Consider the following 25,876-nt stretch of genomic DNA (forward strand, 5'->3'; position numbering starts at 1 on the left):
CCCATTGGGCATGTGCCTTCAAGTTGCGTTCAACCGAACAGGTTCAGCCCCAGCGCAAAAACGGCCACCGCCAGCGCTACCAATGGCACAGCATTGCGCTCCAGGTACGCCGCCCAGCCAGGGCCGGCCAGCTGCTGCAATTGCAGCTCGCATTCACGCTGGCGCTCAGCCAGGCTGGCCAGACGCGCCTCGACGCTGTCAACGCGCTGAGCCTGGGTGCTGGTGGCCAGCGCTAGCCGCTTCAACGCCGTAGTCACAGTGGTGGACAACGCGTCCCGTGCCAGGTTGCTCGCGGCCAGTTGCTCCTGGTACTGCTCAAGGCTCTTGCGAATCGCCCCTTCCTTCTGCACGCGGGCCAGGGTACTTGCCACCAGTTTCCGGTTCTGCGCCTCGCCACTGGCCTGCAGCGCAGCCAGTTCGAGTGCATGCTGGGCCTGCACACTTTCAAGGCGCTCCACCTCTTGCCTGCAGAAGGCATGGCCCTCGGCCGGCGCCGGCAGGTCGTCGAGCTGTTGCTTGGGTTCGTATGGCTGGTTCATCAATTTCTGTCCGGATACAGCGGTAAAGGGCGGAAAGCTATCAAATTGGCATCACTGAATCCACCGGCCAACGAGAGAATTGAGCAGTTGATCAGGTAACGAGGGCACCGCAGGCCTGGGGGCTTTCGTCGCTGCGCAGGCGTACACTTCCCTTCAGCACAGGTTCAGGAGTTGCTCAATGCCCTACCCCATCGAACAGAAACTGGTCATTGGCGTTGCCTCGAGTGCGCTGTTCGACCTCACCGTCTCGGACGACATCTACAAGACCCAGGGGGTTGAGGCGTACCGCCATCACCAGCAGAAGAACCTGGACGAGCCATTCCCCAAAGGTGTGGCGTTCCCGTTCATCCGCCGCTTCCTGAGCATCAACCAGGCCTTTCCCGCTCAACTGCCGGTAGAAGTGGTGCTGCTTTCGCGCAATTCCCCGGAAACCGGCCTGCGGGTGTTTCGATCGATCAACCACTATCAGCTGGACATCACTCGCGCAGCGTTCATGTCGGGTCGCTCGCCCTACGAGTACATCCCGGCATTCAATGCCTCGCTGTTTCTCAGTGCCAACGAGGAAGACGTGCAGAAAGCCATCGATGCCAACTACCCGGCCGGGCGGGTGCTGCCGACGCGCATCTACGATGACGAGATCGACACTGAATTGCGGGTGGCCTTCGACTTCGATGGTGTGATTGCCGACGACGAGGCGGAAAGCGTGTACAAGCGCAACGACAACCTGGACGATTTTCAAGAGCACGAGCGCGTGCACAAGGGCATTCCACATTCGCCCGGGCCGTTGGCGGACCTGTACCGCAAGCTGTCGCTGATACGCATGCTGGAGGACCGCAAGCTGGCCGAGGACCCGGCGTACAAGCGGATCTTGCGGATTGCCATTGTGACGGCGCGCAATGCGCCCTCACATGAGCGGGTGGTGACGACGTTGAAGGATTGGGGGGTGTCGCCGGATGAGTGCTTCTTTCTCGGCGGGATGGAGAAACCCAGGGTGCTGTCGATTCTCAAGCCGCATGTCTTCTTTGACGACCAGCGCAGTCACCTGCAGTCGCCGGCAGGTGATTTGCCGATGGTGCATGTGCCGTTCGGGGTGGCGAACAGGGAGCGTTCAACGACGCGCTCCCCGCTCGACACGCCTGTGCAGGAGCAGGACGACACCGGCGTTGCCGGTGCCATCCAGCCTGTCTAGCGAGCAACTTCCTCGACCGGGGTATTGACGGCCGGGCGGCTACGCTGCCCCAGCAACGCACGCGCCGCCAATGCCGCTACTACAAGGCCAGGTGACGCTGCCAGCAGCAGACCACCTACACCGGCCCCGGCCGCCAAAATCTGCCCTGCAGCCAATGGCCCAGCCATCGAACCCAGGCGCCCTACAGCCACCGAAGCCCCCACGCCGGTCGCACGCACGTGGGTCGAATACAACGTCGGCGCAAGTGCATACAGCACCAGCTGGCCACCGATGGCGCAATAGCCTGCGGTAAATCCTGCCAGCAGCATCAGGCCGAAGCTGGTCGACAACCCAAGGCCTGCCAACGAAGCGAGCATGCCAGCATACGCAATGAAAACGGCCCGCCCCGCCAAGCCTCGGTCCATCATTCGCCCGGTGAGGAACGAGCCTGCTGCGCCCCCCAGGTTGAACAGTATCTGCACCGCACCTGCCTGAGGACGGCTGTAGCCCTGCCCGATCAGTAGCGACGGCAACCAGTTGAGCAGCATGTACAGCACGGTTAGCGTGAAAAAGCACGCCACCCACAGCAACAGGGTACGGCTTACCTGCCCCGGGCCGAACAGCTGGGCCAGCATGCCGTTGCCGCCGGTGCTGGCAGCAGGCTGGGCACGGAACGCCTGGGACTCCTTCAGCCACACCATCAGCACAAAGGCAATCGCAATGGGGGCGATACCGCCCACGTAGAACACCGCCCTCCAGTCCTCGCCCAGGCCGGCCATGCCGATGACCGACGCGATCGCCCCTCCCAAGGGCACGCCGCAATAGGTGACGCTCACCGCCGTGCTGCGCAGGCGCTGCGGCGCGGCCTCGCTGGCCAGGGCAATCAGGATCGGCAAGGCTGCCCCCAATCCCAACCCGGTCATCAGGCGCGCGATCAGCAACGAGGTGTATGTATCAGCGTGGGCGGTACCCAGCGAGAAGCCGCCGAACAGCAGCACCGCCACGATCAGGATTGCCTTGCGGCCCAGGCGGTCGGCCAGCCAGCCGCCAATGAACGCCCCCGGCAACAGCCCCAGCAGCCCGGCACTGAATACCCAGCCAAGCATGGCGGGCGTCAGCGCAAATGCCTTGGCCATGTGCGGTGCAGCAACCCCGGTGGCCTGAAGGTCCAGCCCTTCCAGCAGCGCCACCAGAAAACACAGGCCGATGGTAAGCACCGGCTTGCTTGAAGATGAGGATGAATCACTCATGTATGGCCCCTTTTGTTGTTATGGGTCGGGAAGTCAAAGCCTGAACGTGGCACGCAAGGAAACGAACGACGAGTCTTCGCCACCGGCTTCCTTGATGGCGGAACCTACGTCGTAGTACTTCATGTCGAGATCCAGCGTGAGGTTGGGCGTCGCCAGCCATCGGGTGTTGGCGCGGTAGATGGTGCCCACATGCCGGCCGGTGCCGCGGGTGTTGGCCAGCATGCTCATGCCAGGCATGTACACGCCATCCTCTTCGCGCTGCTTCCAGACTTCGAGCACGCCTTGTTCGAAGCGCACCGTGCGCCAGGGCGAGAAGCCGAACGTAGGCCCGACCACGATCACGTTGCTCAAGGTGGTCAGGCTGGCCTCACCGTAAACGCCGTTTCGCGGGAACAGCGGGTCGAAGGTGCCGACCTTGCCGTCGCCTGGGTCGCTATCACCGCTGGCGGCGTCGGCACGCATGCCCAGGCGCGGCTGCCAGGGGTGGTCGAAGGTGTAACCACTGTCGCTCGACACTGCCCAGGCACGGATCGAGGCGCCGCCCAGGTGGCCGCCCTGCCCGGCCAGGTTCCAGCTCCAGTCCAAGGCCTGATAGCGGCCAAACAGGCGCGTGCCGTAGGTGTAGCGCTGTTCGTCCCCAGCCTCGCCGGCCAGGCTGCGGTCATCGGTTTGCAGGCCGAACGCGAACAAATCCATGTTCCATACGGCCGTCAGCGGCAGGGTGCCGTACAGACCGTAAAACTTCACCGCGTTGTTACTGCCATCGTCCCAGCTGTCTTCACCTGTTTTCAACGGCCTGACGGCAAAGGCATCGAGCTTGCGCCCGTCCTTGAGGTTGAGGCTGGCACGCACGCCATCGAAGCTCAAGCGCAGGTTGGGCACATCACGGTAGGTGACGAACACCTGGTCGCCGAAGGCCATCTCCTGGCGCCCGACCCGCGTCGTATAGCGCCCCGCAGCAAAATCGTGATTGAAGTCGATGAATGCCTGGCGGATTTCATTTCGACCTTCGTCATTAGGTGAGTACAGGTCTTTGCCGAATGCACGGGTGTTCTCGACCTGCACGAAGGTGCGCAGGGCGTCATCAAACAGGTGCAGGTCAGCATGCGCTTGCAAGCGCTGCAACAAATAGGAATCGTCGTTCAGACCACGCAAGCCGAAGAAGGGCTTGTTCAGTACGTCGGCGCGATAACGCGCCTCAGCCCCCAGTTGCAGCCAGGCCGACTCGGACAAACGATGGTAGCGCAGCCCATCGAACGGGTCGCCGGCCTTGGCGGGGTCATCCAGAAAACGGTAGTCCTCGACCCAGCGCGGGGCGCCAGGCCTGCCTGGCCGGCTGTCTTCAAGCGGACTGGCCGCTTGCACGCACTGGCACAGCGAAAGCAGCACAACGGGCACCAACGCCCGGTTCAACGGCCTCGTCATCAGAATTTCCCTTTACTTGTTTTTATAAAATTGGATAACTCTGTTAACGATTATTTTTGTTAATCATCTTGCCGTCAATAGCCAATCGACTGCCCGCAAGAGGCAGGCGGCATTGAGCGTTCGCTGATCGAACGCTTATGCACGCAGGTGCTGCGATATGGCGCCATTGATGGCTACTATTGGCCTTGCGCGCTGTCTGCTACGCGGTCATACGCGTCTAAACACTCATTAAAACAACAAGAGCACCTACATGAACTGCCTCAAACCCCTTGCTGCCCTCGGCCTGCTGATGCTTGGCGCAAGCCAAAGCCTGGCTGCGCCAACCGTTAAGCAACCAAACATTCTGCTTATTGTTGCCGATGACCTCGGCTTTTCCGACTTGTCTGCGCTTGGAAGCGAAATCCAGACCCCGCATCTGGACCAGCTACTGGCCGACGGCCGCCTGATGCTGGACTTTCATGCCGCGCCCAGTTGCTCCCCCACCCGCGCAATGCTGATGTCGGGCAACGACCCGCACATTGCCGGGCTGGGCATGATGGCCGAAGCACGCAAACGGCTGCCCCCAGGTTCCGAAGTGCGCGCAGGCTACGAAGGCGTGCTCGGGGCCAACGTCGCCACCTTGGCCGAACTGCTGCACGATGCCGGGTACCGCACCTACATATCTGGCAAATGGCACCTGGGCATGCAGCCCGCTCAGCAGCCGCAAAATCGTGGTTTCGACCAGGCCTACGTGCTGCTGGAAGGGGGCGCTGCGCACTTCAAGCAAGCCAACATGGACTTGCAGTCGAACTACAGCGCAACGTTCCAGCACAACGGCAAACCCATCGAACTGCCCGACGACTTCTACTCAAGCACCTGGTTCACTGACCGCCTGATTTCCGCCATCGACGCAGGCAAGGCCAGCCAAAAACCCTTCTTCGCCTTCGCCGCCTACACCGCGCCACACTGGCCCTTGCAGGCGCCAGACAAATACCTGGCGCAGTACCGCGGCCGCTACGATCAGGGTTACGAGGCCATTGCCCACGAACGCCTGGAGCGCCAGCGCAAAGCCGGGCTGGTGCCGGCGGACTTCCCGCGCCAAGCGCAACTGGAGGGCGTGCCGAGCTGGGCATCACTGACCGTTGAGCAGCAACGCCAGTCAGCGCGCACCATGGAGGTGTACGCGGCCATGGTCGCCGCACTGGATGCCGAAGTCGGTCGGCTGGTAGATCACCTGCGCAAGGCCGGCGAGCTGGATAACACGCTGATCCTGTTCATGTCCGACAACGGGCCGGAAAACGCTACCCGCGTCGACCCGAACTGGATCAAGCAGCATTTTGACAACAACCTGGACAACTACGGCAAACCTGACTCGTTCCTGATGATCGGCCCGGCCTGGGCCCAGGTCAGCGCCCTGCCCAGCCGTCGCTACAAGATGACGACCTACCAAGGCGGCATCCGCGTGCCCGCCTTTGTCTATTACCCGGCAACGATCAAGCCCGGGCGCAGCGAAGAACTGGCCAGCGTCAGGGACATCATGCCCACCCTGCTGCAACTGGCGGGTGCGCCCATGCCCGGCATCAAATACCGGGAACGCGATATCGTGCCGCCGCAAGGCACCTCGGCGTTGGCCTACCTGCAGGGCCAGGACGCGCGAATTCATGCCGAGGACGAAGCCCTGGGCTGGGAAATCAACGGCAGCGCCTCGTTGCGCAAAGGCCCGATGAAACTGCTGTGGGACGCCACCGATGGCAAGCCGGCCTGGCACCTGTACGACCTGGGCAAAGACCCCGGTGAGCACCACGACATCGCTGCCGATCACCCCGAGCAGGTCGCCAGCATGCTGCGCGACTGGAAAGCGTATGCGCAGCGCAGCAATATCGCTATCGACGCCGATGGCCACCCCGCAAGCCCTGCCAAACCGGCCACCCCGACCGTGGCCAGCAAGCCATGATTGCCCGAGTAGCCGGCTGCGCACTGGTCGCCGCCGGCCTGCTCGCCGTGGGCTACAGCGCCTGGCCAGAAGCCCCGGCGCCGGTGCTGCTGTGCAACGGCTACAGTGGCCTGCCCGCAGCACGCCAGGGCGCCTGGCGTGACGGCCTGGTGCGCGTGCCAGGCGGCACGTTCAGCTTTGGCTCGGACCGCTTCTACGACGAAGAAGGCCCGCCCCATACGGCTAGCGTGGCGGATTTCTGGATCGATGTGCATCCGGTCACCAACGCCCAGTTTGAACGCTTCGTAGCCGCTACCGGTTACCTCACCCATGCCGAGCGGGGCATCAGCTTCAAGGACGACCCCACCCTGCCCGAGCACCTGCGGGTGCCTGGCGCGATGGTATTCCAGCAAGGGCCGGACGTGCTCAGCCCTGGCTGGCAATTCATGCCTGGGGCGAGCTGGCGTCACCCGCAAGGCCCGGGCAGCAGCTTGGCGGGGCTGGAAAACCACCCGGTGGTGCAGGTGGCGCTTGAAGATGCCCAGGCGTATGCCCACTGGGCCGGGCGCACGCTACCCACCGAGGCCCAGCTGGAATACGCCATGCGCGGAGGCTTGCAGGATGCCGACTTCAGCTGGGGCAAAACGGAACTGCCCAGAGGCCGGATCATGGCCAATACCTGGCAGGGCCAGTTTCCATATCACAACGCGGCAGCCGACGGCTTCACCGGTACTTCACCGGTGGGCTGCTTTCCGGCCAACCGCTTTGGCCTGTTCGATGCCGGGGGCAATGTGTGGGAACTGACCCGAACGGGCTATCGTCCTGGCCACGACCCACAGCGTGACGCCGCCCTCGACCCGCCAGGCCCCACCCTGGACCAAAGCTTCGACCCCGCCGAACCTGGGGTGAAAGTGGCCGTGATCAAGGGCGGTTCGCACCTGTGCTCGGCAGACCGGTGCATGCGCTACCGGCCCTCGGCGCGGCAACCGCAGCCGGTGTTCATGGCGACCTCGCACGTGGGGTTCAGAACGGTTGGTGAATAAACGGCAAAGGTGCTGCGGCCGCGTCGATGGCCGCCACCTGCCGGTCGAAATCGGGCAACAGGTAGTCGAAGAAGTAACGGGCACTTTCCTGCTTTTCCAGGCGCTGCGGCGCGTCGACAGGCAGCGCCTGGATGCAGCGGCACGTGCGGGCCCAGGCATAGGCCTGCAAGGCTGTACCGCAAAGTTGCAGAAAGTCGCCCGCGGCCCGGTACGGGTACTCGGGGTCGTTTGCTGCGCTGAGCTGCACCTTGGCAAGCACCATCTCCAGCGTGTCGCAAACCCTGCGCAACGCATCGCCCTCCTCGCCCGCACCCGTTTCCTGCCGCAGCTCGACCAGCAGCAGCGCAAAGCCTTCGCCCCCATCCCCCAGCACCTTTCGCAGCAGCAAGTCGTTGGCCTGCACTTCATTGGTGCCTTCGTAGATCATCGCAATGCGGCTGTCGCGCAGCGTTTGCTCGATGGCGAACTCGCAGGTGTAGCCATAGCCGCCGAACACCTGCAGCGCCTTGCTGGCCAGGTTGAAACCGAGGTCGGTGAACACGGCCTTGATGATGGGCGTCAACAGCGCTGCCAGCTTCGAGGCCTTCGCCCGTTGTGCGAGGTCAGCTGATGCATCGGCAATATCCAGCCAGTGCGCGGCCCAGTAGCCCAGGGCCCGCATGCCTTCGGTGCGCACACGCAGCTCCAGCAAGATGCGGCGCATGGCAGGGTGCAGGTGAATGGGGTCGGCAGCGCCCTTGGCCTGCCCCGGTGCATTCATCTGCCGGCGCTCCCAGGCGTACGCGCTGGCGTACTGCCAAGCCGCCTGGGCATGCGCCAGCCCCTGCAGGCCGACATGCAGCCTGGCCGAGTTCATCATCACGAACATGGCGGCCAGGCCACCGTGCGCCTGCCCCACCAGCCAGCCGCTGGCCCCTTCGAAACGCAGCGCGCAGGTGGCGCTGCCGCGAATGCCCAGCTTGTGCTCAAGGCCATCGCAGTACACGGCATTGCGCTGGCCATCGTCCAGCCATTTCGGCACCAGCAGCAGCGACAAACCACGGCTGCCCGCTGGCGCATCCGTTAGCCGCGCCAGCACCAGATGCACGATGTCGTGTGTCAGGTCGTGGTCGCCGCCAGAAATGAACAACTTGTTGCCGGTGACGGCGTAGCGGCCGTCGCCCATGGGTTCAGCGCGACAACGTAGCAAGCCGAGGTCACTGCCGGCCTGAGGCTCGGTCAGGCACATGGTCGGCAGGGTCTCGCCGCTGACGATGCCCGGCAGATAGCGCGCCTGCAGTTCGTCAGACGCATGGGTTTTCAGGCACAGGTAGGCGCCATGGGCGATGCCGGTGTACATGGCCCAGGCGTGATTGCTGGCGAACAGCATCTCCTGCAAGGCAGCATCCAGCACCTGGGGCAGCCCTTGCCCGCCGAGTTCCGGGGCACAGGCCAGCGCCGGCCAACCACCCTCGACATAGGCTCGATAGGCCGCCGCAAAACCCTCCGGCGTGCGTACATCACCGTCGTCCAGGCGGCAGCCTTGGCGATCGCCCGGTGCATTCAGCGGGGCCAGCACCTGTTCACTGAAGCGGGCGGCCTCTTCCAGCACCTGAGTGGCCAGGTCGAGATCGATATCTGCATAGGGAGGCATTGCCTGCCAGGCCAGCTCGGCCCGCAGCCAGTGTTGCAGCACGAATTGCATGTCCGCCAATGGCGCCTTCCAGGGCATGGGCTACCTCGCGTTCAAGCCGTGAATTGGGGGTTTTCGATCAGCAGCGCCATGCCTTGGCCGCCACCGATGCAGGCGGCTGCGATCCCGTAGCGCAGGCCGTCCCGGCGCAGTTGCCGAGCCAGGGTGTGCACCAGCCGCAGGCCGGTGGCGGCCAAAGGGTGGCCCAGGGCGATGGCACCACCATGAACGTTGAGCTTTTCCACATCGAGTTGCAGCGCCCGGGCCACGGCCAGCACCTGGGCAGCCTGGGCCTCGTTGATTTCGAAACGGTCGATCTGCGCCAGGCGCAGGCCGCTGCGTTCCAGCAGCAGCGCGATGGCTGGGGCAGGCCCGATGCCCATGGTGTGCGGCGACACACCGACCGCCGTGGCCATCAGCAAGCGCGCCAACGGCAGCCGGGTACAGGCTGAGTAGCGCGCCACCACAGCTGCGGCAGCGCCATCGACTACTGCACAACTGTTGCCCGCCGTTTGTACGCCGTCACGGTGCACCGCACGCAGCCGGGCCAACGCTGCAGCATCCGTCGTGCGTGGGTGGCTGTCCCGGCTGATTTCGCTTACCCCACGGGGCAGCTCGATCCCGCGTGGCAAGCAGCCTTCAATATCGAATGCCTCAGCCGTAACACCGACGATCTCCTCATCGAACCAGCCCTGCTGCTGGGCGCGCAAGGCGCGCTGGTGGCTGCGCAAGGCCCAGGCATCCACGCATTCACGGTGCAAGCCGTACTCACGCGCCAGGTTGTCAGCAGTACCGATCATATCCACCCCGGCAGCGGGGTCGTACAGCGCTTCCCAGAGGAAGTCCTTGAAGCCGACCGGCGCACCCAGCCGAAAACCGTTTCGATGTTCGTAGGCCGCCACCGGGTTGCGCGACATCGACTCGGCGCCCACGCACAGCACCTGCTGCGCGCCACTGCGCAGCTGCTCGCCAGCCTGGCGCAACAGTTCAAGGCCGGTGCCGCAGATACGTTGCACCGCCAGCGCCGGGACGGCCTGAGGCACGCCGCAGTACAAGCCCACATGGCGCGGCAGGAAGTAGGCATCGAAACTGGCCTGGGCCATGCTGCCGGCGAGCACGCTGTCCACCGCCTGCGGGGCAATACCTGCCCGAGCCAGCACCGCACGCCCGGCCTTGATCCCCAGGTCGATGGGCGACACAGCGGACAGTGCGCCGCCCAGGTCTACCCAGGGGGTACGCACCATGCCCACAATGGCTGCGTCATCGAACGCTGTACACAGGCCGGCACTGCTCATGACCGACCCTGTGCGTGCAGCTGGGTCGGGCCTTCACCACGGTACAACGCATCTACCTGCACGGCCCGCCGCTGCAGCACCGCACGCTGGTTGATCGAACCCTTGTCGGTGATTTCGCCCGCGTCGATCGACGGCGGCTCTTCGAGCAGCGCCAGCCACTCGATGCGGCTGGCGTTGCCCTGGGCGTCACGGTTCAGGCGCGCCAGCCAGGCGGCAAACCAGTGGCGTACCGTTTCGCAGCCCAGCACCTCGGCATCACTGGCATCGGCCGCCAGGCCAGCAAGTGCCCGGCACTCGGGCAAACGCGGGAACACCAGCAACCCCAGGCACTCGCGGTCCGGCGCGGTTACCACGATGTCCTGCACATAGGGCGAGCCTTCCAGTACCGCTCGGTTACGCAGCGGGCCGACACTGACGAATACCCCGGACGACAACTTGAAGTCCTCGGCGATACGGCCATCGAACATCAGCCCCTGCTCGGGCTGCTGCAGGTCGGCCAGTTTCAGCGCATCGCCAGAGCAGTAGAAGCCCTCCTCGTCAAAGGCCTCGGCGGTTTGCTGCGGCGAACGCCAGTACCCCGGCATGATGTGCGGGCCACGGAAGCGCGCCTCCAGCTTGTCGGCCTGGGGTACCAGCTTCACTTCGCAACCCGGCGCCGGCAGCCCCACATAACCGGCCATCGATAACGGCCCGGTGGTGAAGGTGCAGGACGGCGCCGCTTCGGTCATGCCCAGGCCAGCCATCATGCGGATGCGCTCGCCACAGTGCTGCTCGGCGATGCGGTCCAGGCGGTCCCATACGCTTTGCGACAGGCCCGCGGCGGCGAAGAAGAACAGCTTGATGCGCGCGAAGAACACGTCACGCAACTGGGCGTCCTGTTCCAGTGCCTTGGCCAGCTCTTCCCAGCCCTTGGGTACGGTCAGGTAGGCTGTTGGCGAGATTTCGCGCAGGTTGCGCAAGGTTTCGCCGAAGCCTTGCGGGGTGGGTTTGCCCGCGTCCAGGTAAAAACTGCCACCGTTGTACAGCACGATGCCAAGGTTGTGGCTGCCGCCAAAGGTGTGGTTCCAGGGTAGCCAGTCCACCAGCACCGGCGGCTCTTCAGCAAACACCGGAAAGGTCTGCAGCAACATCTGCTGATTGGCGCAGAGCATGCGCTGGGTGGTGATCACTGCCTTGGGCAGTTTGGTGGAGCCCGACGTGAAGAGGAACTTGGCGATGGTGTCGGGCCCGGTGGCGGCAAACGCTGCATCGCCAGCAGCGGTGTCGCACGGTTGCAGCAGGCTGTCGAAGCTCAAGTGCCCACGCCCCGGCGCTTCGCCGCGCATGCTGACCACGGGTACCGACGCATCAAGCACGGCATCGAAGGCGCGCAAAAACGGCTGAGTATCGGTGGTGAACACCAGGCCGGGGGTCAACACCTGGCACACATGCCGCAGCTTGGCAAAGTCCTGCGACAGCAGCGCATAGGCCGGCGACACCGGGCAATACGGGATGCCGGCATACATGGCGCCCAGCGCAATCTGCAGATGCTCGATGTCATTGCCGGAAAACAGCGCCAACGGCCGCTCGGCGCTCAGGCCAAAGCCCAGCAGGTGGGTGGCGATGGTGCGCACCTGGCTGAGCATTTGCGCATAGGTGATCTCGCGCCAGGCGCCGTCAGGCTCACGCGCGGCAATAAAAACTGTATCGGGGCGCATCTGCGCCCAGTGCAGCAGCCGGTCGAGCAAGCGCGCAGGCAGCGGCGCCAGCGGCTCGACCGGCTGCATGCGCAGGATGCCGTCGGCTTCACTGACCTGCACCTGAGGGTGCCCGATGGACACCTGCCGGTAGGGCGTGCATTGGCCAGGGTCGGACGACCGTAAGCGGGCTTCGGTATTCACGCAGGTTGCTCCTTGTTCTTGTTGTACATCCTGCCGCCGCCCGGCGCTGCCGGTGGCGGCCAATCGCGTGTTGCTCAGATGGGATAATGCCGCGGGCCATGCTGCAGGGTGACCCAGCGCAGCTGGGTGAACTGGTCGATGGCCGTGCGGCTGCCGAAACTGCCGTAGCCACTCGACTTGACCCCGCCAAACGGCATCTGCGCCTCGTCGTGCACGGTCGGGCCATTGATGTGGCAAATGCCCGACTCCACCCGCTGGGCCAAGGCCAGCGCACGGCTGGTGTCGCGGCTGAAGATGGCTGACGACAGGCCGAACTCGGAGTCGTTGGCCAGCTTCAGCAGGGCCTCGTCACCCTCACCGCGCAACACCACCGCCACCGGCCCGAAGGACTCCTCGCGGTACAGGCGCATGCTGTTGTCGACGTGATCGAGCAGGGTCGGCTGCAGGATGCTGCCCTGCAGCTGGCCGCCGCATACCAGGCGTGCGCCCTTGGCCACGGCATCGTCGATCAAGGCCTTGATGCGCTCACCAGCCGCACCGCTGACCAGTGAGCCGAGCACTGACGTACTGGCCTGCGGGTCGCCGGCGCGCAGCCCGGTCACCTTCGCCGCCAGCTTCTCGACGAAGGCATCGGCGATGCGACTGTCCACCACCAGCCGCTCCGTGGACATGCAGATCTGCCCTTGGTTGAAGTAGGCACCAAACGCCGCGGCTTCGACTGTGGCGTCCAGGTCGGCGTCGTCCAGTACCAGCAACGGGGCTTTGCCGCCCAGCTCCAGCAAGGCTGGCTTGAGGTGCCGAGCGGCCAGCTCACCGACAATGCGCCCGACGTGGGTAGAACCGGTAAAATTCACGCGGCGCACGGCCGGGTTGGCGATCAGCCGTTCGACGATGGCCGGGGCGTCTTGCGGGGCATTGCTGATCACGTTGACAACGCCGTCACCCAGGCCTGCATCGTGCAACACCTGGCCGATCAGCCGATGCACTGCCGGGCTCAGCTCCGATGCCTTGAGCACCACCGTGTTGCCGCACGCCAGCGGCATGGCGATGGCCCGGGTGGCAAGGATGACCGGCGCGTTCCAGGGCGCGATGCCCAGCACCACGCCACAGGGTGCGCGCAAGGCCATGGCGAAACTGCCGGGTACATCCGATGGGATGACTTCGCCGGTTATCTGCGTGGTCATGGCTGCAGCTTCGCGCAGCATGTTGGCGGCCAGTTTCACGTTGAAGCCATACCAGTTGGCCATGGCCCCGGTTTCACCCGCCAGCGCGATGAACTCGTTTGCCCGCGCCTGCAGCAAGTCTGCACCGGCCAACAACCGGCTGCGGCGCTCGCCGGGCGCCAAGGCGGCCCAGGCCGGGAACGCAGCACTGGCAGCGGCTACCGCGGCATCAGCATCGGCCAGCGTGGCGGCGGCGGCTTGCGACACCCCTTCGCCGGTGACCGGATTGCAGCGTTCGAAAGTACGTCCGTCACTGGCGGGGCACGCCCGCCCGCCGATCAGCAAAGGCACCTGCAACATGCTTATTCCTCTTTTTGTACTTGTCGGGAATATCTGCAGGCTGTGACCGGTAATGGCCCAGCCCGATTGAACTCAGCGCTTGTAGGCCTGCAGGCCTGGCTTGATGCTCTTGTCGTCCAGGAACTGCTTCATGCCCTGCTCGCGCCCGCCTTCGGTGTCCAGCAGGCGGGACTGGTCGAGCTTGGCGTACAGGTAGTCTTCGTTCTGCTCCCAGGTCAGTTCGCGGCAGCGCTTGAAGCCGTGCTTGGCCGCACGCAGCACCACCGGGTTCTTTTCCAGCAGGTTGAGCGCCAGTTCGCGGGTGACGTCGCGCAATTGCGCCAGCGGCACGCTTTCGTTAACCAGCCCCATCTCGGCGGCTTTAGGCCCGCCGAACGTCTTGCCGGTCATGATGTAGTACAGCGACTGACGGTGGCCAACGGTATCGGCCATGGCTTTGCTGACCAGGTTGCCCGGCGGGATGCCCCAGTTGATTTCCGACAGGCCAAAGGTGGCCTCGTCGGCACAGATGGCCAGGTCGCAGGCCACCAGCGGGCTGAAGCCGCCGCCAAAGCACCAGCCGTTGACCATGGCGATAGTCGGCTTGGCGTACATGCGCAACAGCTTCCATTGCCATTGCGAGGCTTCGCGGCGGATTTTTTCCTGGAGGATTTCCGGGCCGGCGTCCACTTCACGGAAGTATTCCTTCAGGTCCATGCCTGCGGTCCACGACTCACCTGCCCCAGTCAGCACCAGCACCCCGGCGTCGCTGTCCTGCTCCAGGGTTTCCAGCACGTCGACCATTTCCCGGTTCAGCGTGGGGCTCATGGCATTGCGCTTTTCCGGGCGGTTGAGGGTGACCCAGGCAATGCCCGACTCCAGTTCGACCTTCACGGTAGCCCAGCGGCCTTCGTATTTGCTCATGGTTCTGCACTCTTGTTGTTCGAGGTGGTGAACACCAAGCTAAGCGAGCTAATTAGTTATGTCAATTAACTATTATGAAAATTATCTTTCCTGCACTGCCTGTTGGACGGTTATTTCCCAGACACTCCTCTAGCCGGATTACGCCAAGGCAGGCAGACTGGGTAACTTTCTTATCCATGAGCCAGGAGCCTGTACCCCCATGGCAAGGTCTGCCCGCACTACCGAAACCGCTTCCATGCCCGCTGCAGCTGCGGATGGAGTGCTTGAAGACTTGATCGGTTACGCCCTGCGCCGCGCCCAATTGAAGCTGTTTCAGAACCTTATTGGCCGGCTCTCGGCACACGACCTGCGCCCGGCGCAGTTCTCGGCGCTGGCGGTGATCGAGCAGAACCCTGGGTTGATGCAGGCGGACCTGGCGCGGTCGCTGGCGATCGAGCCACCGCAGGTGGTGCCCCTGCTGAACAAGCTGGAGGAACGAGCCCTGGCCGTGCGCGTGCGGTGCAAGCCCGACAAGCGCTCTTACGGGATTTTTCTGAGCAAAGCGGGTGAAGCGCTGTTGAAGGAACTGAAGCAAATTGCCCATGACAGCGACCGCGAGGCGACCTCGGCGCTGGATGATGAGGAACGCGGGCAGTTGTTGCGGTTGCTGACGAAGATCTACCAGGCGTAAGGAGAACACCCGCCTGGGCATCACAAAAAATGCATTTTTTCGATTTTACAAATTTGATTTAATCATTTTTGAGAATATTAGCTTAGGTTGAAAAAGTATTTCAAAAGCGTTTTTCATAGAGATATGTTCTCACCAGACCGACCCCTGACTGGCGGAGGCAAAGGAACCTAATACCTCCTTCAGCCTCAGGTCACCTCACCCGGCTCCGGTATCCAGGTATCCGAAATCCCATTCGATGCTGGTTATCTGGAAGCTGCAGCATGAAGCCCTTGCCCTACCCTGTTCGCCATCACCTGTCCGCCGCCGTTGCGTTCGCCCTGTTCACGCCCACAGCCTTCGCCGAGCCTGTCGAAAAGCCTGGCGACAAGCTGCCAACCGTCACCGTCACGGCGGAGCACCGGGAAGAAAACCTGCAGAAAACCCCGCTGGCGATCAGCGCCTTCGACGAGCGCACCCTGCAGGACGCGCAGATCAACAACATCCGCGACCTGTCTGGCTGGGTGCCCAACCTGACGCTTAACCGCCAATCCATTTCCTACAGCGCACAAACCTACGGCATACGCGGCATTGGCGAGACCGACCCGATCCAGGAAGCGGCTGTTGCGGTCTACGCCGACGACCTGTACATCCCGCGGGCGATTTCTTCGATGCTGGACTTCAACGACGTGGAGCGCGTTGAGGTGCTGCGCGGCCCACAAGGCACCCTGTACGGGCGCAACAGTGCAGCCGGCGCGATACGGGTAATCACCCGCGACCCGACCCAGCAGGCCCGCGCCTTCGTCGAGCTGGGTGCCGGCAACTTCAATGCACAGAACGGGCGCCTGCTGGTCAGCGGGCCATTGGTGGACAACACCCTGTTCGGCAGCTTTTCAGCGATCCGCCTGACCCGCGACGGCACCGTGTACAACCGCACCCGTGACAAGGATGTCAACAACATCGACATCCAGTCCTACCGCGGCAAGCTGCGCCTGGCCCCGCAGGATTCGCCCTGGGACGTGCAACTGACCCTGGCCGGCACCTTCGACCGTGGCGATACCACCAGCTATACGCCCTTCAACCCGGCCAACGGCCATTTCGACAAATTCAAGACCTACAGCAGCCTCGACCCCAAGAACCAGCTGGATCAGGGCAGCGCGGTGCTGCGCGCGATCTACAGCATCGATGACCACCTGAATTTCAAGTCGGTCACGGCCTGGTCGGAATTCGACCAGCCGGTGGACTACGACAACTCCGGCCAGGCCAACAGCGGCACCGCGTCACCGATCCAGAACAACCTGATCACCTACAAGCAGCGCTACGCCACCCAGGAATTCCAGCTCAACGGCGAATACGACAGGTTCAGCTACACCCTCGGCGTGTACCTGTACAAGGAGCGCTTCCGCGCCGAGCGCGACAGCCTGACCTTTTCGGTGGCGCAGAACCGGGTCAACGCCAGCGGCCAATACAGCACCACCGATACCGAAAGCTACGCGCTGTACGGGCAGAGCAATTACAAGCTCACCCCACGCCTGTCGCTGACCACCGGCCTGCGCTTTACCCACGAGCACAAGCACTTCGATTACACCAACTACGCCATCACCACCGACAGAGCAATTACTGGCACCAACTTCGCTGCCGAAACCAGCGACTCCTGGGCATCACTCAGCCCCAAGATCGGCCTGGAGTACGCCTGGAGCGACAACCTGGTGCAGTACGGCTATGTGGCCCGGGGCTTCAAGGCCGGCGGCTTCGACAACCGCGCGCCAACCCGCGCCGCTGCCGAGCAGGGCTTTGAGCCGGAAAACGTCACCACCTATGAGGTGGGCTTCAAGGGCGACTTTGCCGATGGCCGCCTGCGCAGCAACATCGCCTTCTTCTATAACGACTACGACGACCTGCAGACCAATGCCTGGGACCCAGCCATCAGCGCCAACCTGCGCACCAACGTAGGCAGTGCCCACACCTACGGCGTGGAACTGGAAAACACCGTGCTGCTGGCGCGCGACCTGCGCCTGACCGCCAACCTGGGCTACCTGAAAAGCCAGTACGACGACTTCCAGAACGCCAGTGGCCCAGGCGTGAGTGCCGACGGCAAGGAAATGATCTTTGCACCGCAATGGAACGCCAGCCTTGGCCTGAACTGGACGCTGCCCGTCAACCTGCCGGGTGAGCTGGTGGCCAACACCGACTACCAGTACCAGACCCGCTCCTACGCCAACCCGCTGAACGCCGACATCTACGAAGTACCTGCCCAGGGCTTCTGGAATGCCAGCACCAGCTATGCCAGCGCGGACGGCCACTGGACCACCACCCTGTCGGTCAAGAACCTGCTCGACCGCGCCTACCCGCAAAGCATCGCCTACTCGGCCGCCAGCCGCACCGCCTACTACTCGGTCAACGACCCACGCACCGTGCTGCTGAGTGTGCGCTACGAGCTGTAGCGCCGCGCTGAACGGACTCACTTTCCACTTGCAAGGAGAACACACCATGGGCTTGACCCGTAGAGACCTTATTGCCCACCTGATGGCCGCTGGCAGCTACGGCGCCGCGCTTGGCAGCCTGTCCGCGCTGGGCCTGTTGCCCGCAGCAGCCACGGCCAGCACCTTCCAGCCGCTGGGCCTGCCGACCACGTCCGGCAACGGCAAGCGCGTGCTGGTGGTGGGGGCTGGCATCAGCGGCCTGGTGGCAGCCTATGAACTTGGCAAAGCCGGTTTTGACGTGCGCGTGCTGGAAGCCCGCGAGCGAATCGGCGGCCGCGCCTGGACGCTGCGCAACGGTGACGAGGTCCTGCACAATGACGGTAGCCGCCAGCAGGTGCGGTTCGACAACGGCCACTATTTCAATGCAGGGCCCGCACGCCTGCCCAGCCATCACCTGACCATCCTCGGCTACTGCCGCGAGCTGGGCGTGCCGCTGGAAGTGCTGGTCAACAGCAGCCGCAACGCCCTCGCCCAACCGGACCTTGCGCAGCCACCGTTACTGCTGCGCCAGGCGGTGAATGACACCCGTGGACACCTCAGCGAACTGCTGTCGCGCAGCATCAGCGGCAAAGCGCTGGACAAGGAGCTGGACACGGGCGATCAGAAGGCCTTGCTGGATTTTCTCAAGGTATACGGTGACCTCGACGAGCAGCGTCATTACAAGGGCTCGGTTCGCGCCGGCTACACCCGCTTCGCCGGGGCGGGCGACCAGACACCGATCCAGCGCCAGCCAGTGGCACTCAAGCAACTGCTCAACCCTAACCTGATGCTGCCGCTGGTGTTCGACGAGATCCCGGAGTTTTCCGCCACCATGTTCCAGCCGGTCGGCGGCATGGACCAGATTGCCAAGGCCCTGTACGCCAAGGTGCAGGACAAGGTGCAACTGCATGCCGAAGTGCAGGCGATCCGCACCGGAGACAACGGTAGCCAGGTTACTTGGCGTGACCGGCGCAGCGGCAAGTCCCAAGTGGAAACCGCCGACTACGCCATCGTCACCATCCCCCTGCCACTGCTGGCCCGGGTTGACCACAACTTTGGCAAAACCACCCAGGCGGCCATCGCCCAGGCCAAGCCGGACCTGGCCAACAAGGTGGCCTGGCAGGCACCCCGGTTTTGGGAAAGCGAGTTCCAGATCTATGGCGGGCTCTCCTATATCAACCACGAAGCGCGGCTGCTGTGGTACCCCAGCGATCACCTGAACAGTGCCCAGGGCATCCTGGTGGGCACCTACAACACCGGCGAAGTGGCGCGCACATTTGCCACGCGCTCGACAGAGCAGCAACTGGCAGCGTCGCGCCAGGCCGTGGAGTCGCTGCACCCGGGCCACGCCGGCAAGTTGCAGCGTGGGGTGGCGGTCAACTGGTCCAAGGTACCGTTCAGCGAAAGCCCGTGGATTGTCCATGACGTGCTTGCCGAGCCCGGTTACTCGCACCTCAACCAGCCCCAAGGCCGCACCTGGCTGGCCAGCGATGCACTGGCCCATGGCGGGGTGGGTATCTGGCAGAACAGTGCTGCGGACTCGGCCCGCCATGTGGTCGGGCAGATCGCCCGGCACGCCCTGCAACAGCAACGCGGCGTCGCCGCCTGAACAAGGAAGCCCTTTGATGAACACAACTGCCCTGCTGCTTGGAGCCTTCATGTCACTGTCCGCACTGACCGCCCAGGCCGACACCATCAAGCGTGTCGACCCGCCAGGCTCGAAGTTCCCCATTTCGCAACTGGTCACCGTACCCGCCGGCACCTCGCTGACCTTCGTCAGCGGCACCTTGCCCGACGTTGCCGACCCCAAGGCACCACCACAGACCATTGCCGCCTATGGCAACACCGAAACCCAGACCCGCTCAGTGCTGAACAAGATCCAGGCTGCGCTGCAAAGCCAGGGTCTGGGCCTGGGTGACGTAGTACAGCTGAGGGTGTTTCTGGTAGGCGACCCGGCCACTGAGGGCAAGCTGGATTTTGCCGGGCTGCAAGCCGCCTACACCGAGTTTTTCGCCACTGCCGAGCAACCGAGAAAGCCAACCCGCACCGCCTTGCAAGTGGTGGCCCTGCCCCTGCCGGGCGCCCTGGTCGAAATCGAAGCGGTCGCTGCAAAAGCGCCCTGAAACGCCGCTAACCCACCCCTATTGCTTGCCTGCCGGGACCACCCGGCGGGCGGCCCCTGTGCACCCGCTGTTCAACAGCGCTCATGGAGAGCGAACATGCTTCACGCCCTGAAACTGCCCAGCCCGCGCCTGCAACCCGCACTGCTGACCATGGCCCTTGGCACCACCGGCCTGGCCACGCCTGCTGCATTTGCCGAAACCACTGCCCAGGCCAACGACCCGGCACAGCTGGGCACCGTGATCGTCACAGGTAACCGCGGCTCGGAAAAACGCACGGTCACCACAAGCCCGGTGCCGATCGATGTGATCAGCGCCAAGCAGCTGCAGCAAACCGGTAAACCCGGCCTGATGGAAGCCCTCAGTGCCAGCGTGCCGTCTTTCACCCTGCCGGAGAAAACCGGCTGGGACGCCAGCGGCATGGCCCGTGCGCCCAGCTTGCGCGGGTTAAATGCGGCCCAGGTGCTGGTGCTGGTGAACGGCAAACGCCGCCATACCAGCGCCACCCTGAACATCAGCGGCATCCATGCGGGCGCTGCGCCCACCGACCTTGACCTGATCCCCATCAGCCTCATCGACCACGTCGAGGTGCTGCGCGATGGCGCGGCTGCCCAGTACGGCTCCGACGCCATCGCCGGGGTGATCAACGTGATCCTCAAGGCCGACGCTTCCGGCACCTCGGTGACCAACGCAGGCCAGGGTTACGACGGCAAAAAGCAGACCGTGCAGCAAGGCTTGAACAAGGGCTTCGAGATCGGCGACAGCGGCATCGTGCAGCTGGCCCTGGATGCGCGCAGCCAGAACGACGACAACAAGGCCAGTGCTAACGGCTACAGCTATGCCGAAGCCTTCGACAAGGCTGGCAAGTCAACCTACGGCGGCTACGGCACACCGAAGATCAACCTGCTGACCCTGGGCTACAACGCCGAGCTGCCGCTAAGCGACGACCTGGCCCTGTATTCGTTCACCACCTATTCACACCGCAAGGCCGAGCAGGGGCAGAACTTCCGCCTGCCGACCATCACCAACACCATCACCACCGGGCCTAACGGTTACCCCAGCGGTTACACACCCACCTGGTACATCGAGGAAGAGGATGTGCAGGGCGCCTTCGGCGCCAAGGGCAATGTCGGGGAATGGGCCTGGGACCTGTCCAGCACCTACGGGCGCAACGAGGCGCTGCAAGGCACCACGCACAACCAGAACGCCTCGCTGGGCGAGGCCACGCCCAACCATTTCGAATCGGGCACCTGGGTCGCCACACAGCTGACCAGCAACCTGGACCTGCAGCGCAGCTTCGACATTGGCCTGGGCAAGCCGCTTGACCTGTCCTGGGGCCTGGAGCACCGCCGTGACACCTACCAGGTGCGCGATGGCGACTGGGCCTCGTGGGCCAACGGCGGCTACTGCCGTGCGCCCGGGGACTGCGCCGCCTCCGGTGCACAGGTCACCAACGGTATCTCACCGGAAGAAGCCACCAGCACCAGCCGCAACAGCGTGGCCAGCTACATCGACGTCGGCTTCAACCCGCTGCCGCAGTGGTACCTGGGCAGCGCGCTGCGCTACGAACACTACAACCGCGGGGTGGGCGCCACCCGCAGCGGCAAACTGACCACCCGCTATGACTTCACCTCCGCGCTGGCCGTGCGCGCCACGGTCAGCAACGGCTTTCGCGCACCGTCGCTGGCCAACAGCCTGTTCAGCGCCCGCTCGACCACCTACGGTGTGGTCAATGGCGTGTACCAATCGATCAACTACGGCGTACTGCCTGTGGACTCGGCGGCAGCCAAGGCATTGGGCGCCACCGCACTCAAGCCCGAGCGCTCGACCAACTACAGCCTGGGCCTGACCTACCAGCCTGCACCGCAGCTGTCGTTCACCGCAGATGCTTACGTGATCAACGTGCGCGACCGCATCACCCTCACCGGTACCCTGCTGGGCGACGAAGTGACCCAGACGCTGCTGGACAACGGTATCGATTCCACCTCTGGCGGGCGCTATTTCACCAACGGCGCCAATACCCGCACCAAGGGCCTGGACCTGGTGGGCAATTTCGACCAGAACCTGGGCAACTGGGGGCAACTGAAATGGACCGCCGCCTTCAACTGGAACCAGACGCAGATCCTGAGCTACAAGGAGAACGTCAATATCCAGGGCACGGACTACAGCCTGATGGACCGCCAGGCGCGCAACTTCCTGACCGAGGTGCAGCCGCACACCAAGTTGATTCTGGGCGCCAATTGGCAGCGCGACCGCTGGACCAGCAACCTGACCCTGACCCGCTATGGTTCATGGCGTGAAGTGAACTCGGCGACTGACCGCAGCCTCGACCGTGAATACAAGGCGCGCTGGATCACCGATATCGACGTGGGGTACCAGCTGAGCAAAGACCTCAACCTGGCGGTGGGAGCACAGAACCTGTTTGATGTTTACCCCGAGCGGCAGAACCCCAGCAGCAAGACCATGACCAAGGGGTATGGGGCCTATTCGCCTTATGGCTTTACCGGGGGTTACTACTTCACCCGGCTGACTTACAACTTCTGATATGCACCGTTGGCAGACTGGGGCTGCTGCGCAGCCCCGAAAACCCAAACTAGAACGCATATTTAAAACAAAAGACCATGCCGGTGGGCTAGATTCATTCGAAAGACGAGGCGCACCCTATGAGCCTGATCCCCGGATTATCTGACAATGCTCGCGTGCTGATATGCGGTGCAAGCCGAGGTATCGGCCTGGCATTGTGTAAGGCGATGCTGGCCCGCGATGATGTAAGCCGCGTCTGCGCTGTGTCGCGGCACGCCCGCACCGCTGAGGGACTGCTTGCACTTGCCCAGGCACATGGCGAACGCTTGGTACTGCTCAATTGCGATGCTCGCGACGAGCTGGCGCTGGCTGCGCTTGCATCCGAGGTGGGCCATGCCTGCCCACACCTTCACCTGGTTATCAGCACACTCGGTATCCTCCACCAGGAGGGCAGCAAAGCCGAGAAATCGCTGGCCCAACTGGACCTCTCCAGCCTGCAGGCCAGCTTCGCCACCAACGCATTCGCACCGATCCTGCTGCTCAAGCATCTGTTGCCGCTGCTGCGCAACCAGCCCGCCACCTTTGCGGCGCTGTCGGCCAGGGTAGGCTCGATCGGTGACAACCGACTGGGCGGCTGGTACAGCTATCGCGCAAGCAAAGCGGCGCTGAACCAGCTGCTGCACACGGCAAGCATCGAACTGAAACGCCTGAACCCGAACGCCACGGTGCTGGCGCTGCATCCGGGCACTACCGATACCGGGCTGTCGCGGCCGTTTCAAGGGAATGTGCCGGAGGGGAAGCTGTTTGAACCGGCGTTTGCGGCACAGTGCGTGATGGAGCAGGTGGGGCGGCTTGGGCCATCGGAGAGTGGCAGTTTTTGGGGGTGGGATGGCGAGCGGATAGCGTGGTGAGTGCGCTCGCGCCGGGTAGCGGTTGCAGCCCGGCCGAGGCAATGCGTTCCATCGCGAGATCAGCTCAGCGAGGGCCACCCCCCTGATGACCGCCGAAGCCACCCCCACCGCCACCATGACCACCACCGTGCCCCCCGCCACCACCTGGCGGCATGAACATCCAGCAACCCGACAGGCTGGATACCAGGACTGCAACCAGGGCTGCACGGAAAAGATGTTTCGACTTCATTGGAACGCTCCACAGGGTTAGATCTGCTGCCTGCCAGTAGCAGTCTGGCAGCGAGCGGATTCTAGAACTGCAGGGTGATGGCACAGGGAAACTTTGCATATCTTTACAGTCGGGTGGAGTGACTGACGCTCTAAAGCGTCCTTGACCCACGCCCTTCCACCGCCGCATGCTCGAACGCTTCCACCCCACGCTCAAGGAACGATTGCATGAAGCTGGAAACACTCGCCCTCCACGCGGGCTTCAGCCCCGACCCGACCACCAAGGCCGTGGCCGTACCGATCTACCAGACCACCTCCTTCGCCTTCGACGACACCCAGCACGGCGCGGACCTGTTCGACCTGAAAGTGGCAGGCAACATCTACTCGCGCATCATGAACCCTACCAACGATGTGCTCGAGCAGCGCATGGCCGCCCTCGAAGGCGGGGTGGGCGCGCTGGCGGTGGCCTCGGGCATGGCGGCCATCACCTACGCCATCCAGACCGTCGCCGAAGCCGGCGACAACATTGTCTCCGTGGCCAAGCTGTACGGCGGCACCTATAACCTGCTGGCCCACACCCTGCCGCGCATGGGCATCCAGACCCGCTTCGCCGCTCATGACGACGTCGCCGCCCTCGAAGCGTTGATCGACGCGCGCACCAAGGCGGTGTTCTGCGAGTCTATCGGCAACCCCGCCGGCAATATCGTCGACATCGCCGCACTGGCCGAGGCCGCCCACCGCCACGGTGTACCACTGATCGTCGACAACACCGTGGCCACCCCGGTGCTGTGCCGACCGTTCGAGCATGGCGCGGACATCGTCGTGCACTCGCTGACCAAGTACATCGGCGGCCACGGTACCAGCATCGGCGGTATCGTCATCGACGCCGGCACGTTCCCCTGGGCCGACAACAAGGAGCGTTTCGCCCTGCTCAACACCCCCGACCCGTCCTACCACGGTGTTACCTACACCGAAGCTTTCGGCCCCGCCGCCTTCATTGGCCGATGCCGTGTGGTGCCGCTGCGCAACACGGGCGCCGCGCTGTCACCGTTCAACGCCTTCCTGATCCTGCAAGGCCTGGAAACTCTGGCCCTGCGCATGGAGCGCCACACTGAAAACGCGCTGAAAGTTGCCCATTACCTGCAAGCCCACGAACAGGTGGCCTGGGTGAAGTACGCCGGGCTGCCCGACCATCCCGAGCATGAACTGGCACAGCGCTACACGGGCGGCAAGCCAGCGTCGATCCTGTCGTTTGGCATCAAGGGCGGCCAGGTTGCCGGGGCGCGCTTCATCGATGCGCTGCAGTTGGTAGTGCGCCTGGTGAACATCGGCGACGCCAAGTCACTGGCTTGCCACCCCGCCTCCACCACTCACCGCCAGCTCAACGACGAGGAGCTGGAAAAAGCCGGCGTGCCGCGCGACATGGTGCGCCTGTCGATTGGCATAGAGCACAGCGACGACATCATCGCCGACCTGGCCCAGGCCCTGGAGGCCAGCCGCGGGTGATGCATCCGCGCCCCACCCAATGCCGACGGCGGGCGCACCTTCATTTAGCCTGGATACACCCGCAATGACCCTGCTCTACCTGAAACTTATCGTCACGCCCCTGCTGATGTGGGCCATCTCCCTCGCCTCGCGGCGCTGGGGCGGTTTGCTGGGTGGCTTGCTGTCCGGCCTGCCGATCACCTCGGCACTGGTGATGACTTTCCTGTGCCTGGAACAGGGCAATGCCTTCGCCTTGGGTGCAATAACCGGTGCACTGGGCGGCCTGGCGGCAGTGCAGGCCACCTACACCTTCTATCTGTTGGCCACGCGCAGGCTCGGCGTTGCCTTGGCAGCCCTGCTGGCGTTGCTTTTCTATGGTATGGCCGCCTATGCGTTTACCCACTGGGGCAACCTTTACCTGTCGATTGCCGTGGCACTGGTGCTGATCGGCGTGCTGATACGCGCCAGCGGCCGTGAACCAGAACCAGATACCTTGGCCCGCCCCAGGCACCGGTACTGGGAAATCCCGCTACGCATGGTGTCTGCCACATCCCTGCTGATGATCACCACCAGCCTGGCCAGCTGGCTGGGCCCGGCGACCAGCGGGATGCTCGCGCCGATACCGGTGATTGCCTGGCCGCTGGTGGTGTTCGCCCATGTGCAAGGGGGGCGCCCCGGGATGGTAGCAATGGTGCGGGGCAATGCGATCGGGGCGGTTGGGGTGATCGCATTTTATCTTGTATTGGCGGGGCTGCTCGAAACGTGGGGCGTTGGCGTTACCATCGGGCTGGCCATGGCTTGCGCTGTGCTGCTGACCGTTGGGCTCGCCACTGTGTTGCGGCGGCGTTGATGCGCCATTTGGGGCTGCTGCGCAGCCCATCGCGGCACAAGGCCGCCCCTACAGGGACCGCG

General features: G+C 63.9%; 19 protein-coding genes. 11 read left to right on the plus strand and 8 right to left on the minus strand.

Annotated features, from left to right (window positions below):
- Positions 1 to 29 precede the first annotated feature (29 nt).
- Positions 30 to 539 (minus strand): hypothetical protein, encoded by a 510-nt coding sequence (locus tag OZ911_RS17685; RefSeq protein WP_016487693.1) that lies wholly within the window; start codon positions 537 to 539, stop codon positions 30 to 32.
- A 178-nt stretch (positions 540 to 717) separates the two neighbouring features.
- Here OZ911_RS17685 and OZ911_RS17690 point away from each other — a divergent pair, with 178 nt between their 5' ends.
- Positions 718 to 1,728 carry a 5'-nucleotidase gene (locus OZ911_RS17690; RefSeq protein WP_023047350.1) on the plus strand — a complete coding sequence of 337 codons (1,011 nt, stop codon included), beginning with the start codon at positions 718 to 720 and terminating at the stop codon, positions 1,726 to 1,728.
- Here the strand turns inward: OZ911_RS17690 and mhpT are convergent.
- Together mhpT and OZ911_RS17700 are read right to left on the minus strand one after the other, a co-directional pair.
- Positions 1,725 to 2,957 (minus strand): 3-(3-hydroxy-phenyl)propionate transporter MhpT, encoded by a 1,233-nt coding sequence (mhpT, locus tag OZ911_RS17695; protein ID WP_024717911.1) that lies wholly within the window; start codon positions 2,955 to 2,957, stop codon positions 1,725 to 1,727. The genes OZ911_RS17690 and mhpT overlap by 4 nt on opposite strands.
- Positions 2,958 to 2,990: 33 nt before the next feature.
- Positions 2,991 to 4,382 carry an alginate export family protein gene (locus tag OZ911_RS17700; RefSeq protein ID WP_016487696.1) on the minus strand — a complete coding sequence of 464 codons (1,392 nt, stop codon included), beginning with the start codon at positions 4,380 to 4,382 and terminating at the stop codon, positions 2,991 to 2,993.
- Positions 4,383 to 4,632: 250 nt separating this feature from the next.
- Here OZ911_RS17700 and OZ911_RS17705 point away from each other — a divergent pair, with 250 nt between their 5' ends.
- Together OZ911_RS17705 and OZ911_RS17710 are read left to right on the plus strand one after the other, a co-directional pair.
- Positions 4,633 to 6,315 (plus strand): arylsulfatase, encoded by a 1,683-nt coding sequence (locus OZ911_RS17705; protein WP_070086376.1) that lies wholly within the window; start codon positions 4,633 to 4,635, stop codon positions 6,313 to 6,315.
- Entirely contained in the window at positions 6,312 to 7,337 is a 1,026-nt protein-coding gene (locus tag OZ911_RS17710; protein WP_070086377.1) for a formylglycine-generating enzyme family protein, read from the plus strand. The genes OZ911_RS17705 and OZ911_RS17710 overlap by 4 nt, the downstream gene beginning before the upstream one ends.
- On the opposite strand, the gene OZ911_RS17715 is transcribed toward OZ911_RS17710, so the two are convergent.
- From OZ911_RS17715 to OZ911_RS17735, 5 genes are all read right to left on the minus strand, one after another.
- Positions 7,318 to 9,048: an acyl-CoA dehydrogenase gene (locus OZ911_RS17715; protein WP_070086378.1), complete on the minus strand. Its 1,731-nt coding sequence runs from the start codon at positions 9,046 to 9,048 to the stop codon at positions 7,318 to 7,320. The two genes, OZ911_RS17710 and OZ911_RS17715, sit on opposite strands and share 20 nt — an antisense overlap.
- Before the next feature lie 14 nt (positions 9,049 to 9,062).
- Positions 9,063 to 10,304: a thiolase family protein gene (locus OZ911_RS17720; RefSeq protein WP_070086379.1), complete on the minus strand. Its 1,242-nt coding sequence runs from the start codon at positions 10,302 to 10,304 to the stop codon at positions 9,063 to 9,065.
- On the minus strand, positions 10,301 to 12,184 hold the full coding sequence (locus OZ911_RS17725) for a feruloyl-CoA synthase (protein ID WP_016487701.1): 1,884 nt from the start codon (positions 12,182 to 12,184) through the stop codon (positions 10,301 to 10,303). The genes OZ911_RS17720 and OZ911_RS17725 overlap by 4 nt, the downstream gene beginning before the upstream one ends.
- A gap of 74 nt (positions 12,185 to 12,258) precedes the next feature.
- A complete protein-coding gene (locus tag OZ911_RS17730) occupies positions 12,259 to 13,707 on the minus strand; it encodes an aldehyde dehydrogenase (RefSeq protein ID WP_016487702.1) in 1,449 nt (482 codons plus the stop codon).
- Between the two features lie 72 nt (positions 13,708 to 13,779).
- A complete protein-coding gene (locus OZ911_RS17735; RefSeq protein WP_016487703.1) occupies positions 13,780 to 14,610 on the minus strand; it encodes a p-hydroxycinnamoyl CoA hydratase/lyase in 831 nt (276 codons plus the stop codon).
- 199 nt (positions 14,611 to 14,809) lie between these two features.
- Here OZ911_RS17735 and OZ911_RS17740 point away from each other — a divergent pair, with 199 nt between their 5' ends.
- From OZ911_RS17740 to OZ911_RS17775, 8 genes are all read left to right on the plus strand, one after another.
- Positions 14,810 to 15,280, plus strand: a complete 471-nt coding sequence (locus OZ911_RS17740) for a MarR family winged helix-turn-helix transcriptional regulator (RefSeq protein WP_023049344.1) — start codon at positions 14,810 to 14,812, stop codon at positions 15,278 to 15,280.
- Between the two features lie 260 nt (positions 15,281 to 15,540).
- Positions 15,541 to 17,700, plus strand: a complete 2,160-nt coding sequence (locus tag OZ911_RS17745; RefSeq protein ID WP_023049343.1) for a TonB-dependent receptor — start codon at positions 15,541 to 15,543, stop codon at positions 17,698 to 17,700.
- Between the two features lie 46 nt (positions 17,701 to 17,746).
- Positions 17,747 to 19,327 carry a flavin monoamine oxidase family protein gene (locus tag OZ911_RS17750; RefSeq protein ID WP_016487705.1) on the plus strand — a complete coding sequence of 527 codons (1,581 nt, stop codon included), beginning with the start codon at positions 17,747 to 17,749 and terminating at the stop codon, positions 19,325 to 19,327.
- A 16-nt stretch (positions 19,328 to 19,343) separates the two neighbouring features.
- A complete protein-coding gene (locus OZ911_RS17755; RefSeq protein WP_016487706.1) occupies positions 19,344 to 19,841 on the plus strand; it encodes a RidA family protein in 498 nt (165 codons plus the stop codon).
- A gap of 96 nt (positions 19,842 to 19,937) precedes the next feature.
- The gene (locus OZ911_RS17760; RefSeq protein ID WP_375341489.1) at positions 19,938 to 22,382 is read left to right on the plus strand and encodes a TonB-dependent receptor plug domain-containing protein; all 2,445 of its coding nucleotides are present in this window, start codon (positions 19,938 to 19,940) and stop codon (positions 22,380 to 22,382) included.
- 119 nt (positions 22,383 to 22,501) lie between these two features.
- Positions 22,502 to 23,272 carry an SDR family NAD(P)-dependent oxidoreductase gene (locus OZ911_RS17765; protein ID WP_024717913.1) on the plus strand — a complete coding sequence of 257 codons (771 nt, stop codon included), beginning with the start codon at positions 22,502 to 22,504 and terminating at the stop codon, positions 23,270 to 23,272.
- A 435-nt stretch (positions 23,273 to 23,707) separates the two neighbouring features.
- Positions 23,708 to 24,985 carry a bifunctional O-acetylhomoserine aminocarboxypropyltransferase/cysteine synthase gene (locus tag OZ911_RS17770; RefSeq protein WP_023048182.1) on the plus strand — a complete coding sequence of 426 codons (1,278 nt, stop codon included), beginning with the start codon at positions 23,708 to 23,710 and terminating at the stop codon, positions 24,983 to 24,985.
- A gap of 64 nt (positions 24,986 to 25,049) precedes the next feature.
- The gene (locus OZ911_RS17775; protein ID WP_016487710.1) at positions 25,050 to 25,814 is read left to right on the plus strand and encodes a hypothetical protein; all 765 of its coding nucleotides are present in this window, start codon (positions 25,050 to 25,052) and stop codon (positions 25,812 to 25,814) included.
- Positions 25,815 to 25,876 lie beyond the last annotated feature (62 nt).

The sequence above is a fragment of the Pseudomonas fortuita genome, from assembly GCF_026898135.2.
Classification (GTDB): domain Bacteria; phylum Pseudomonadota; class Gammaproteobacteria; order Pseudomonadales; family Pseudomonadaceae; genus Aquipseudomonas; species Aquipseudomonas fortuita.

What these genes read in the sequence shown, in the direction of transcription:
- OZ911_RS17685 (WP_016487693.1), bottom strand. Translation starts at nt 539, where the DNA reads ATGAACCAGCCATACGAACCCAAGCAACAGCTCGACGACCTGCCGGCG.
- OZ911_RS17690 (WP_023047350.1), top strand. Translation starts at nt 718, where the DNA reads ATGCCCTACCCCATCGAACAGAAACTGGTCATTGGCGTTGCCTCGAGT.
- mhpT (WP_024717911.1), bottom strand. Translation starts at nt 2,957, where the DNA reads ATGAGTGATTCATCCTCATCTTCAAGCAAGCCGGTGCTTACCATCGGC.
- OZ911_RS17700 (WP_016487696.1), bottom strand. Translation starts at nt 4,382, where the DNA reads ATGACGAGGCCGTTGAACCGGGCGTTGGTGCCCGTTGTGCTGCTTTCG.
- OZ911_RS17705 (WP_070086376.1), top strand. Translation starts at nt 4,633, where the DNA reads ATGAACTGCCTCAAACCCCTTGCTGCCCTCGGCCTGCTGATGCTTGGC.
- OZ911_RS17710 (WP_070086377.1), top strand. Translation starts at nt 6,312, where the DNA reads ATGATTGCCCGAGTAGCCGGCTGCGCACTGGTCGCCGCCGGCCTGCTC.
- OZ911_RS17715 (WP_070086378.1), bottom strand. Translation starts at nt 9,048, where the DNA reads ATGCCCTGGAAGGCGCCATTGGCGGACATGCAATTCGTGCTGCAACAC.
- OZ911_RS17720 (WP_070086379.1), bottom strand. Translation starts at nt 10,304, where the DNA reads ATGAGCAGTGCCGGCCTGTGTACAGCGTTCGATGACGCAGCCATTGTG.
- OZ911_RS17730 (WP_016487702.1), bottom strand. Translation starts at nt 13,707, where the DNA reads ATGTTGCAGGTGCCTTTGCTGATCGGCGGGCGGGCGTGCCCCGCCAGT.
- OZ911_RS17735 (WP_016487703.1), bottom strand. Translation starts at nt 14,610, where the DNA reads ATGAGCAAATACGAAGGCCGCTGGGCTACCGTGAAGGTCGAACTGGAG.
- OZ911_RS17740 (WP_023049344.1), top strand. Translation starts at nt 14,810, where the DNA reads ATGGCAAGGTCTGCCCGCACTACCGAAACCGCTTCCATGCCCGCTGCA.
- OZ911_RS17745 (WP_023049343.1), top strand. Translation starts at nt 15,541, where the DNA reads ATGAAGCCCTTGCCCTACCCTGTTCGCCATCACCTGTCCGCCGCCGTT.
- OZ911_RS17750 (WP_016487705.1), top strand. Translation starts at nt 17,747, where the DNA reads ATGGGCTTGACCCGTAGAGACCTTATTGCCCACCTGATGGCCGCTGGC.
- OZ911_RS17755 (WP_016487706.1), top strand. Translation starts at nt 19,344, where the DNA reads ATGAACACAACTGCCCTGCTGCTTGGAGCCTTCATGTCACTGTCCGCA.
- OZ911_RS17760 (WP_375341489.1), top strand. Translation starts at nt 19,938, where the DNA reads ATGCTTCACGCCCTGAAACTGCCCAGCCCGCGCCTGCAACCCGCACTG.
- OZ911_RS17765 (WP_024717913.1), top strand. Translation starts at nt 22,502, where the DNA reads ATGAGCCTGATCCCCGGATTATCTGACAATGCTCGCGTGCTGATATGC.
- OZ911_RS17770 (WP_023048182.1), top strand. Translation starts at nt 23,708, where the DNA reads ATGAAGCTGGAAACACTCGCCCTCCACGCGGGCTTCAGCCCCGACCCG.
- OZ911_RS17775 (WP_016487710.1), top strand. Translation starts at nt 25,050, where the DNA reads ATGACCCTGCTCTACCTGAAACTTATCGTCACGCCCCTGCTGATGTGG.